Here is a 12077-nt window from a genome sequence, read left to right on the forward strand (position 1 = left end):
CCTCATCTATTTTAACGCATAAAAGCACAACCAATTGGCGGCAGTGGCACGGCGAGTCATGCGGGGATTGAATTCGCCAATTTTATAACCAGTAAACCCCAATTTATCTTTTAATAATTGTTTATTTTCTGGCAAGATCGATCGAGTTAATTTTACTGTTGGGGGACGATTGGCAATAAAATCTGGGGGTTCGGGATATTCACAGCGCCAATCTTCCTCTACTTGACTATTATCCCATTTTCCTTGACTTTCATCGTAGCGATAACCTAAACTTTGCCAGACTAATTTATTAACGGTTTCGTCGTCAATTTCATCGTTAATAATCGCCCAAATTATCTCTATATTTAATTCTGGTAGTTCCATAATCAAGTGAATGGGGTGTAGGGTGTGGGCTTCGGCCGTGAGCTCAGCCGAACGGGTGTGGGGTGTGGGGAGAATAAATAAAATAATCTCCTATTTCCTGACGACCGGCTACTGACGACCGCCTCCTGACTACGGTTAAAATAACTGGTGAATAACATCATTAATCATCGCGTAAGCGTAGCCTATTTTGCCTCCTTCTAACGCCAAAATTATTTTTATCTTAATTATCGGTGTGGTGTCGGTTTCTGCATCGGCAATTTTTATCCGGTTAGCGATCGAAGCGGTAGGTAATGCTACGATCGCATTTAGTTTATTTTTAGCGACTTCTCGTCTGATATTGGCTTCTGTTGTCCTAATTCCGAACTGGTTGACCTTATCACGCCAAAAAGTCCCTGTTCAAGCCTATTATTACGCAGTGGGGGCAGGATTTTGTTTAGCTCTCCATTTTGCTACTTGGATTACTTCTCTATCCTACACCTCGATCGCCGCTTCCACCACTTTAGTCACTACTAATCCCCTCTGGGTTTCCCTGTTGGGTTGGTGGTGGTTTCGAGAAAAACCGAGCAAATTAACCTTTATCGGCATTTTTGTGGCTCTAACGGGGGGATTATTGATTGTTTTAGCCGATCGAGATCTCAGTAGTTCTTATCCTAACCCTTTATTGGGCAATAGCTTGGCTTTAATTGGGGCAATTCTCGTTAGTGGTTATATTCTCCTCGGACGGGAAGCACAAAGAAAGGGCTTAAATATTAAGAATTATATAACTGTAGCCTACACTACCGCAGGATTAGCTTTATTACCTGCTATTTTTTTATTCGGTCAAGGTTACGAAAGCTATCCCTTATCCGTGTATGTTTATGTGTTAATGATGGCGATTTTTCCGCAATTAATCGGTCATACTAGCTTTAACTGGGCTTTGCGATGGGTAGCACCGACAATAGTAACGATGGTAATTTTATTAGAGCCAATCGCCGCTAGTCTGTTAGGAATGTTCATTTTTGGTGAAATACCAGCCCAAGAAGTCATTTATGGCGGATTAATTCTATTAATCGGCGTAGGCATTGCTATTTTAGGCGGATAAGCTGTTAGTGTATCTAATATTACTGGTTAAGTGTGATCTCGATCGCCAATTGTGATCACAGACAAAAGCTAGATTAGTGTACAATGCTAACTGAATGAGAGTTTAAGTAGGTAGGTCTTAAAAACTTGCGGATGCCCCCTTTATCAAGGGGGGATTAAGGGGGGATATATCTTCAATTTAATTATAACCAGCTACTTAGACAATCTGACTCACTTGAGAAATAGGGTTTTTGGGGAATTAATTCCCTGACTAAAATTAAAAATATCCGATTATCTTGTTACTCTGTAGTTGAGAGCTAAAAAAGCCAGTAGTTTTCGGGAAAAACGGGGGGTAAAAAGTGAAATCAAAAGAAAAGGGAATACAGTCAAAACTGTCATCATCCGAGTCGGGTTTCTCGATGTTAGAAGTGATGATTGCCATTTTAACTATTACCGCTTTCTCAACAGGAACCCTACAGTTAATGGCATTCACTGCCTTATATAAAGTTCGGGCAGAAAGACAGGCTAAAGCTAACTTTTGGATTCAAGAAGACTTCGAGGATGTCAAATTTTTAGCTTCGACTTTAGATGTTAATGACAATGATGATAGCGTCAATGCAGATAATCATGATCCCGATCGTTTTAGTGAAATATATCCTAATGTTTGCTCAGATATAAATCAAGGTTATGCCAGAGAACTCAGAAGGCGTTTGCCCTCCCAGGATCCAAATTTTAGAGATCCTGAACCTCCTCCTGATCCTGATGATTATGCTATTCCCGCTAGTGATTTTGATTTACCTCAACTACCATTATCACGAGAATCAAGACCATTACCACCATTAGCAGAAACATTAGTTGCAACACGAGAAATTGTAGGTAAAAACTATTCTCTCTATCGAACTTTTCCTGATGATTTTGAAGAAGATAATCATCCTGATCCTTCTATCATAAGCACAGCCCAGATAGATAATCCCCATCGTCTCCGTATAGAGTATAAGGTGAAGTTAGCTGATGGTGAAATAGCTAATGACTATCAAACTCAAGAAAGAGACGAAAGAAACGAAGAAGAAGGAAAATTTCTTGCTAAAAGTTCTGTCGAGGTGATTCCCAATGCGTCGTTTAAATGTCCATAAAAATCAGGGTTTTACCCTGTTAGAAATTTTGGTAGCTTTGGCAATTACGGGAATTCTTGCCGCCTTAACTGGACCTAATTTATCAGCTTGGTTAAATAGCAATAAAGTCAAAGAAGCCACCGATTCTATACAATTAGCCCTAGAGGATGCCCAAAGACAAGCTATCCGTCTGGGGAGGAATTGCACGATTAATTTTACTGGCGGGACTGGCAATAATCCCACGGTTTACTCGCAAATAACCGCCAGTGAACCAGGTTGTTTAGTGGCGACTAATACTAATGCGGGTTCCCTAAGTCTGCCGCAGGAAATATTTATGGTGGTGAGGAATTTTCCCACCCTAGGCAGCAGTCCGGGGGTGCAGTTTTCCTTTCGGGGTCATGTGCCGGGGTTAACCTTTACTCCGCCGCAAAACCAAGCGATAATCGTATTATATCCCGCCGCCGATGCCACCGCCGATCCCTATCCCAACCAAGAAAAAAAATGTCTAGTTATCGCTTCTATGCTAGGAATAGTTAAACAAGGTACTTATACTGGAACTTCTCTAACTAACCTCGATGCTCGTCAATGTGAAATCCGTCTCGATGGAACTCAACCTTAATCAGTTATCAGTTATCAGTTATCAGGTGTGAGTTATCAGTTACCAGATGTGAGTTATCAGATGTGAGTTACCAGATGTGAGTTTTTAGTTTACTGATTACTGTTTACTGATTACTGATTACTGATTACCGATTACTTTTGATTGCTCAAAAATAGTCGTAATTTCAATAAACTGAGAGTTTGACCGAGATTGAGGGGAAGGAGAGAAATGCCTTCTAAACGGGATTGTAACCAACCATCGCCCCAATACCATTCGTGATAGCCATCGATACCTTGACTCAAAAGCAAGCGTAAACACTGGTCATTGGCCAATAAAACCTGATGTTGTACGGGGATTAAACCTAACCAAGAGGTAAAAGTCAAACCTTCCTCTAATTTATCGGGTAGATTGGGTGAGAGCATTTGCGGCCACAGCCATTGACGGAGATGAGCAGTTTTGAGCAAACTATCCCGGATAGCCTGTTCACTGGCCGAGATTTCGATACGCAGCTGACTTTGTTGAAAATTGCCAAACATATTACTGTCTCCCAGTTAGAACCTACTTGGGTTTTATTGTCTAATAATTTTTGTTAAGTTAGTTAAAGAATAACTAAAAATCGGGACAGCGTTTTCCAAGGATAACAGTAAGTAGTATGGCAGATAAATTAATCCGCGCCACGGCCGCCGATGGGGGAATTAGAGTAGTAGGAGTGATTACCACCCGTTTAACCGAAGAAGCTCGCCAAAGACATCAATTATCTAACGTAGCCACCGCCGCTCTCGGTCGCACGATGGCATCGGCTTTACTCCTGGCTTCCAGTTTAAAAAAACCCGGTTCTAGGGTCAATATTCGCATTAAAGGCGACGGTCCGCTGGGTGGGGTCTTGGTTGATGCCGGACTCGATGGCACAGTGCGGGGTTATGTGGACTATCCCCAGGTGGAATTACTCCCCAATGCGAAGGGTAAATTAGATGTGGGTCGCGCAGTGGGTAACAAGGGTTATGTGCGAGTCTTACGCGAAGAAAAAGGCGAGGGGAGAAATGAACTTCAAGAAAGCATCGTCGAGATAGTTTCTGGGGAAGTGGGGGAAGATATCGCCTACTATCTAGACCAATCGGAACAAATTCCCTCCGCTTTGCAAGTGGGGGTTTTTGTCGGTACGACCACAGGAGTAACGGCAGCCGGGGGAATTTTATTACAAGTTCTCTCCAAAGAAGCAGCCCGGGATGAGGTCTTGGTGGCTCGTTTAGAGTCGAGATTGCGAAAATTAACGGGATTTACGCCCCTTTTACGCGCAGGAAAAAGTCTAGAAGATATTTTTCAGGAACTTCTGGGAGATATGGGTCTAGAAATTTTTCCGGCTGTGCAGCTGCTGCGTTTTGATTGTGATTGTTCTTTTGAACGGGCCCTAGGAGCTTTAAAATTCCTCGGGGTCGATGAATTAAAAGACATTATCGAAAAAGATAAACAAGCGGAAGCCATCTGTGAGTTTTGTCGGGAAGTGTATAATGCCAACGAGACACAATTAATCGAATTAGTCCAGTCTCTACAGGCTGAATCTTGCTGAGAAGTCGGGCAATGAGCGCCATTAGGGTAAAATCTATCTGAAATATCTGCCGGGGAGTAGTGAATGTCTAAAGGAAAAGAATTAACCAAAAATCTAGTCAAACGAGAATCGATTGACTCCCTGACTCGTTGGCCAGAGAAAACTAAATCTTTTCTTTTTCTCTTTTGGTACCGATACCAGCATCGTTTCACCTGGAAAGTTTGGGCGGCTTTATTTGTGGTGGTCTTTGGCGGTGTTGGCTTTCTCGCCACTTGGCAGTTATTCAATATGCAGAAGTCGCCCAATTGCCCGAAAATCTTCTGGCCTGTCGCTTCTGCTTCCCTGCGTCTCTACTGCGCTCAACTTTCCGCCGATAGTCGCACCGTGGCAGGTTTACTCGAAGCAATTGCCCTGGTGGAAGCTTTACCCGAAGACCATCCCTTACGCTCGCAAGTTAATCAACAGGTGGAAGAATGGGCGCGAGATATCCTGAATTTGGCGGAAAAAGACTATCAAGCGGGAAATTTAGAGCAAGCAATCGCTAAAGCTCGTCAAATCCCCAATAATATGGCAGTAGCGGCAATTATTGAAGAAAGAATCGCTAAGTGGCAAGGAACTTGGACGGAAGGCAACGATATCGTAAGCAAACTAGAGGAAAATCTCCGCGCTTCCAACTGGAATCAATCTTTCCGTCTAGCAGTGGATTTATTAAACTTAAATAACGAATATTGGGCAACGGTTAAATATAATGAAGCACTCGCTAAAATTACCGTCGCCCGGGAAGATAGCAGTAAATTAGATAATGCCTTTAATCTCTTTGCCCGGGGCGGTCTCGACAATTGGTTCAAAGTCATCGAAGAAGCTAGAAAAATTCAAGCCAGCAGTTATGCCTATCAGGAGGCACAAAAATTAATCGGGAAAACCGAGGATAAACTGCAAGAATACGCCGAAAGATTAATTGAGCGGAAGCAATGGCAAGCTCTCAGGGATTTGGCTAACGAAAGCCCCAAAGACCTCAAAATTAAAGCAGATGTCAGCGATTGGTCTGTCTTGTCCGAAGCGGCCTTAGATGCGGAAACTGGCACAGTGGACGGATTGGAAGCTGGCATACTGGGACTAGAAAAAATCGACCCTTCTCGACCCCTCCATCAAACGGCCCTGGCGATGAGGGAGCGCTGGCAGTTACAGGTACAGGATGTAAAAATACTGTCTGAGGCTAGAGATTTAGCACAAGCAGGTACGATCGAACAGTATAGCGCCGCTATCGCGAAAGCGGGCGAGGTTCCCCCGAATAATCCCCTCTGGTCGCAAGCACAGCAGGAAATTGGCTCTTGGAATCGTCAAATACAAGTGATTGAAGACCGGCCGATTTTAGAACGCGCCCAAGAAATTGCTCTCCCCGGCGATATTAATTCCCTCAGTAGCGCTATTATTCAGGCCCGGGCCATTGGTAAAAATCGGGCCTTATACCGAGATGCTCAACGGGAAATTCGCGGCTGGCAAGTGCGGATTGAACGCATGGAGGATCAACCCATTTTAGATCAGGCTCAAGCTTTGGCCAATCTCGAAGACTATAGCACAGCCATCGAAACTGCCAATCAAATTCCCCCCGGTCGCGCTCTTTCCTCGGAAGCGTCCCAAAATATCCGTCGTTGGCGCCGAGAGTTGCGGGCCCGTCAAAATCTCCAGCAGGCTAATCAATTAGCGGCGACGGGAACCGCAGAAGGTTTAACCCGGGCGATTGCTTTAGTTACCAATATTTCCACTAAAACCGATGCGGGTGTGCAACGGACTGAATTGCTGGAACGTTGGAGTTATCAGCTTTTGTCTTTAGCCACAGACCAAGCTAATAATGGTCGTTATCTGGAAGCTATTCGCCTTGCTGAATCCGTATCGCGGGAAAGTACCGCCTACAGTTCGGCTCGCTCCCAAATGCAAGGCTGGCGCAATATTCTCCAACCCCCGGCCCCACCGCCAATAGTTGAATCGACTCCCCTTTCCCCAGAGTCCCCGATAGAAACACCAAGTCCGGGTCAATAAATTGATACAGTCTTGGGGCAGTGAGTGTAGCGAACCACAGAGACACAAAGGACACAAAGATCGATCGCTACTATATAAGTTAAACTTATCACACAAAGAATAAGGGAGCCAAATACCTGTATTATCCTAAATCCGGTTATTAAAGACTGATTATCTATTCCTTCTCTTGTCCCCTGCCTATCCTGATGATATTTAGCCTATACTCAACGGATTTAGTATAGCCAACAAATAACCAAAGCCAATTTTTAAAAGATAATAGGTGTTATGAATTAAATTAATTAATCAAGCAAAAAACAGATATCCGTAATTTCTATAAACCTCCTGCATAATTAATTTTTGATGGTTCAAAAACGGCAATAATAAGGATTAAATAACACAAAATCTTTAAATAGACCATTTAATTGATTATTATTCATTCTTAATTCTCCTGACTACTGGCTACTGACTCCTAACCCTAAAAACGATTTTTGATTTCTGCAAGAGGTCTTATGAAAGCAAGTGAGGTACTGGATTTATATGCCAAAGGGAAACGCAATTTTACAGGAGTAAAATTAAAAGGACAGTGTTTTCACGGAAAGAATTTATCGGGGGCTAATTTTAGTAAAGCGGATATCCGTGGCACTAATTTTCAAGGGGCTATTTTAGAGAAAACTAAATTTACCGAGGCTAGGGCAGGATTACTAAAGCGCGGTCGGCTACAATTAATTTTAATTTCTTGGTTAATAGCGGCTATCTGTGGCTTGGTGTGGGGATTAGCTGGTTATTATCTAGCTTTAATGCTGGTGACAGATGTAACCGAATTTAAAATCATTGGTGCGGTGATAATTACGATTTTATCTCTAATTTACGGAATATTTTATCGTCAACGAGTTGGGGGATTGCCCTTAGTTTTATCCTTAATTTCTGGCCAAGCAATAAGTTTTACCTTAGCAATTTTTATCAACTTAATTTTAATTTTATTGACAGTAATTATCCTAGCTTTTCAAGGAGCATTAGCAGGGATAGCCGTGATGAATGGAACTTTTTCTATAGCTTTTATGGTTGGGGTTTGTGGTACTTTATTCACCGCTTATCTGGCCTGGTTATCCCTAGAAGAATCGGGAGAAACGATCACGAAATCCATGGCAATTGCTTTTTTAGCCAGTAAAGGTACAAATTTTTGCGGGGCAAATCTTAAAGAAGCCGATTTCACGGGAGCGCAGTTAAAAGCCACTGATTTAAGGGCAAAAGATTTAACTAGAACTCGATTTTATCTGGTATTGGGCATCGAGCGAGCGCGTTGGGAAAAGACAATTTTGGCCGAAGTGGCGATGAGAAATCTTCTGGTGACTGGTCAAGGGGAAAATAAAGCTTATATTGGCTATAATTTTCGCAGACTGAATCTCTACGGGTTTAACTTCAAAAATGCCAACCTGACTAGGGCAAATTTCAGCGAGGCAAATTTAGCCTACGCCAATCTAGAAGGGGCCAATTTAGCCCATAGTAACGTGATGAGAGCCAATTTACAGGCAGCCACCCTGACGGGTGCTTGTATCGAAGCTTGGAAAATCGCCGAAAATACCAATTTAGAAGGGGTTGATTGTGATTATATCTATTTAGTCGAGTCCGAGGAAGAGCGCCGTCCCAGGGAGGGAGATTTTGGGGAAGGGGAATTCCGGCAATTGGCCCTGGAGCAGCGAAAATTGTATATTGACGAATAAGATAACTGCTAGACAAAGCTAAAATTGCGGCGCCGAGGCGGACAATTAGAGGGATAATAAGACCAGCCCTAACACCTATCCCCCGACTGGTAACTGATCACTGATAAGCGATGGTGAATATTTCTAATCAAGTTACACCCAATCGGGAACTAGCGCCCCCAGCAAAAGTCCCCGATGTCCAAATCCTAGCGGCGATCGATATTGGTACGAATTCGGTTCACATGGTAGTAGTGAAAATTGAACCGTCTTTACCCGCTTTTACGATTATTGCCCGAGAAAAGGATACAGTCCGTCTGGGCGATCGAGATCGGAAAACCGGTAAATTAACCCTAGGGGCCATGGAAAGAGCGATTGCGGCTTTAAAACGCTGTCACGATCTAGCTATTAGTCTCCAGGCGGATCAGATTATTGCCGTTGCCACTAGCGCCACCCGGGAAGCGGCCAACGGTGACGAATTTTTGGCTTTAATCGAGAAAGAAGTCGGTATTTCCGTAAATCTCATCTCCGGACAGGAGGAAGCGCGCCGGATTTATCTCGGTGTCGTCTCGGGGATGGATTTCCAAAATCAAGCCCATATTATTATCGATATCGGTGGCGGTTCCACGGAATTAATCTTAGCCGATAGTCAAGAAATTCGCTTTCTTGGTAGTACCAAAATCGGTGCGGTGCGTTTGAGCCAAGATTTCATTACTACCGATCCCATTAGTACCACAGAATTGGCCTATTTAAGGGCATACACCAGGGGAATGTTAGAGCGAGCAGTAGAGGAAATTAAACATCATTTACAGGTGGGAGAAGTGCCGCGGTTAGTGGGAACTTCTGGGACGATCGAAACTTTGATGACTATCCATGCTTTGGAGAAATTGGGGGAAATTCCCAATCCTTTAAATGGCTATCAATTAACCCGCAAAGATGTCAAAGAATTGGTCAAACGTTTCGCAACTTTGGACTATCATCAAAGGCTGGCAATTCTGGGGATGTCCGATAAACGGGCCGAGATAATTCTAGCTGGTTCGATCGTGCTTTTGGAAGCGATGACCATGTTAGATGTTGATAAGTTAGTTCTCTGTGAAAGGGCCTTGCGAGAAGGGGTAATCGTCGATTGGATGCTGACGCACGGTTTAATTGATAATCGGTTACTTTATCAGAGTGAAATCCGTCAGCGCAGTGTTTTGAAAATAGCGAAAAAGTATCAAGTTAATTTAGAATCTGCTGAGAGAATAGCGGCATTTTCCCTGTCTTTGTTCGAGCAAATTCAAGGACAATTACATTCTTGGAATCAGGAGGCTAAAGATTTATTATGGGCGGCGGCTATACTGCATAATAGTGGTTTATATGTTAGTCATGCTGCCCATCATAAACATTCCTATTATTTAATTCGTAATGGTGAACTGTTGGGCTATACGGAAATAGAGTTAGAAGTGATCGCTAATATCGCTCGTTATCATCGCAAAAGTAAGCCGAAGAAAAGGCACGATGATTTTATGAAATTAACTGAATACTATCAGTATATGGTCAGACATTTAAGTGCTATACTGCGCTTGGCTGTGGCTTTAGATCGGCGACAAATAGGAGCGATTAAAAAGATTGAATGTAAGTACGATCCTGAATATAGAACCCTACATCTGCACCTTTTCCCCAATAATGCTGAAGATGATTGTGCTTTAGAATTATGGAGTCTAGACTATAAAAAACCTGTTTTTGAGGAAGAATTTGGGGTGAAAGTGGTGGCAACTTTGGCATTTTTACCCTGAAATCATGAAAGGTGATCGGTTATCCTTGACTACCGAGGGTATTAAGTAGCTTCAAATCGGCAAGATGGGAATTTTCGAGACTTGTTAACTATTATTCTAGGTCAAGATTATATTGATAATTTTTGTTGATAATTAAGCAGGAAAACCGTTAAAAACTGCTAGGTTACTGTTATAATCGAGAAGGAATAGGATCGCAGGAAGAAAAGGAGCAGAAAAACTTGTTGCAATTAGCCAAAATTAGCCGCTCAATCGCTCTGGGTTGCTTAGGAACAATACTGACTAGCTTTCCTGTCCTCTCGGCCGAGAGAATCACTTTTATCTTAGCGCCCTTTAGTCGTACCCTAGAAATTAGTTCCCTAGAAAACTTTGCCAAAACTGGCAGAATTGACGCTAATCTAAGACAATATTTAGGTAATACAACCGCCGAACAACAAAAAGAATTTCGCCAAGCTTTAACCACAAGTAAAGAAGTTAATCCCGTCCTGATCTCGCGCTTTTTTAACACCAGAATGGGGGAAGATATACTAACCCTTTTAGGGGAACTGATCACCATTCAAGGGGGTATTAATGGTAAATTTGCCCTGCGTTCTGCTCTAATTAAATCAGCCTTTGAACCGGAAGGGGTAACTATTCTTAACCTGCTGCGTAATCTGCCCACTAATATGCAGATTGATGTGACAAAAGTGCAAAGATTAGCCCGGGCGATCGATATCGTCCTGAAAGCCACCAAAGTGTTTACGGAAAAGGTGGCGCAATTGTCCTTAGAAGAAGCTAAAAAGGCCGGTGAAATTAATTTTACGGCCATGACCGACCCCCGACAACCGGGACCGCGACAAGTGGAACAGATGCGGCTGGATTTAACCGATGGCCGTCGTCAGAGGGAACTTTATCTAATTATTGTCAAACCCAAGGGACAATTAACCCAGAAAACCCCCGTTATCGTCTTTTCCCACGGTTTAGCTTCCCGTCCCGAAGATTTTGTCCGACAAGCGGAACATTGGGCTAGTTACGGTTATCTCGTTGCCATACCCCAACACCCCGGCAGTGATACCCTACAGGTACAGAATCTACTCGCCGGTTTATCGCGGACGGTTTTTTATAGCAACGAATTTGTCAATCGTCCATTGGACATATCTTTTGTGATCGATGAATTGCAAAGACGCAACGCTAGGGAATTTCAGGGGCAATTAGATTTAGATAATGTGGGAGTTGGTGGACATTCCTTCGGCGGTTATACAGCCCTAGCTGTAGGTGGAGCGACGATCGATTTCGAGAATTTACAACGGGACTGCCAAAGAAGATTAGCTTTTCTCAATGTCTCCCTCTTGCTGCAGTGTCGTGCTTTGGATTTACCCCGAGAGGAATACAACTTTCGCGATCAAAGAATAAAAGCGATTTTTGCGGTTAATCCGTTTAATTGGAGTATTTTTGGGGCTAAAGGACTGGCTAAGATCGAAATTGCCACTTTTGTAGCGGCAGGAACCTACGATCCCGCCACCCCAGCTATTTTTGAACAGGTGCGCTCTTTTCCTCTGCTCAATACCGACAATAAATATTTAACTCTGATTGAAGGTCAAGCTCACGTCGATTTTTCGGTACTAGATGCGGGAATTAACGAAGCACTCGAATCCGTAGCCGATCTTACCCTGCCGGCACCATATCTGATCGATAGTTACGCCCATTCCCTATCTTTGGCCTTTTTTGAGGTGTATATTCGCAAAAACCCCGGCTATAAACCTTTTTTACAGGCGGCCTATTCCCAATATCTCAGTCAAGGCCAGGAGTTTAGATGTTTTCTGATTACCCGCGCCTCCTCGGCTGCTTTAGAACAACTGATCGAAGATTTTGTGGCTCAAAATGTCCGTTAATCAGTTATCAGTTATCAGTTATCAGTGTTCAGTGATC

10 protein-coding genes are annotated in these 12077 nt (G+C 43.2%); 8 read left to right on the forward strand and 2 right to left on the reverse strand.

Going from position 1 to position 12077, the window contains the following annotated elements:
- Positions 1-6: 6 nt before the first annotated feature.
- Positions 7-363 carry a DUF1823 family protein gene (locus myaer_RS12165; RefSeq protein WP_046662283.1) on the reverse strand — a complete coding sequence of 119 codons (357 nt, stop codon included), beginning with the start codon at positions 361-363 and terminating at the stop codon, positions 7-9.
- 187 nt (positions 364-550) lie between these two features.
- On the opposite strand from myaer_RS12165, the gene myaer_RS12170 reads away from it, so the two are divergent.
- From myaer_RS12170 to myaer_RS12180, 3 genes are all read left to right on the forward strand, one after another.
- A complete protein-coding gene (locus myaer_RS12170) occupies positions 551-1444 on the forward strand; it encodes a DMT family transporter (protein ID WP_046662284.1) in 894 nt (297 codons plus the stop codon).
- Positions 1445-1841: 397 nt separating this feature from the next.
- Complete coding sequence (locus tag myaer_RS12175) at positions 1842-2555, forward strand: hypothetical protein (RefSeq protein WP_046662285.1); 714 nt, start codon at positions 1842-1844, stop codon at positions 2553-2555.
- Entirely contained in the window at positions 2533-3153 is a 621-nt protein-coding gene (locus tag myaer_RS12180; protein ID WP_046662286.1) for a type II secretion system protein, read from the forward strand. The genes myaer_RS12175 and myaer_RS12180 overlap by 23 nt, the downstream gene beginning before the upstream one ends.
- 131 nt (positions 3154-3284) lie before the next feature.
- On the opposite strand, the gene myaer_RS12185 is transcribed toward myaer_RS12180, so the two are convergent.
- Positions 3285-3668: a hypothetical protein gene (locus myaer_RS12185; RefSeq protein WP_002791292.1), complete on the reverse strand. Its 384-nt coding sequence runs from the start codon at positions 3666-3668 to the stop codon at positions 3285-3287.
- Between the two features lie 116 nt (positions 3669-3784).
- On the opposite strand from myaer_RS12185, the gene hslO reads away from it, so the two are divergent.
- The 5 genes from hslO (at position 3785) to myaer_RS12210 (ending at position 12040) form a co-directional block, all read left to right on the forward strand.
- Positions 3785-4699, forward strand: a complete 915-nt coding sequence (gene hslO / locus myaer_RS12190; RefSeq protein WP_002804030.1) for an Hsp33 family molecular chaperone HslO — start codon at positions 3785-3787, stop codon at positions 4697-4699.
- Between the two features lie 63 nt (positions 4700-4762).
- On the forward strand, positions 4763-6718 hold the full coding sequence (locus myaer_RS12195) for a chromosome segregation ATPase (protein WP_046662287.1): 1956 nt from the start codon (positions 4763-4765) through the stop codon (positions 6716-6718).
- Between the two features lie 488 nt (positions 6719-7206).
- A complete protein-coding gene (locus myaer_RS12200; protein ID WP_046662288.1) occupies positions 7207-8418 on the forward strand; it encodes a pentapeptide repeat-containing protein in 1212 nt (403 codons plus the stop codon).
- Positions 8419-8528: 110 nt separating this feature from the next.
- The gene (locus myaer_RS12205) at positions 8529-10172 is read left to right on the forward strand and encodes a Ppx/GppA phosphatase family protein (RefSeq protein ID WP_046662289.1); all 1644 of its coding nucleotides are present in this window, start codon (positions 8529-8531) and stop codon (positions 10170-10172) included.
- A 218-nt stretch (positions 10173-10390) separates the two neighbouring features.
- A complete protein-coding gene (locus tag myaer_RS12210; RefSeq protein WP_046662290.1) occupies positions 10391-12040 on the forward strand; it encodes an alpha/beta hydrolase in 1650 nt (549 codons plus the stop codon).
- The last annotated feature ends 37 nt before the right edge of the window (positions 12041-12077 follow it).

This window comes from Microcystis aeruginosa NIES-2549 (assembly GCF_000981785.2).
Taxonomy (GTDB): Bacteria; Cyanobacteriota; Cyanobacteriia; order Cyanobacteriales; family Microcystaceae; genus Microcystis; species Microcystis aeruginosa_C.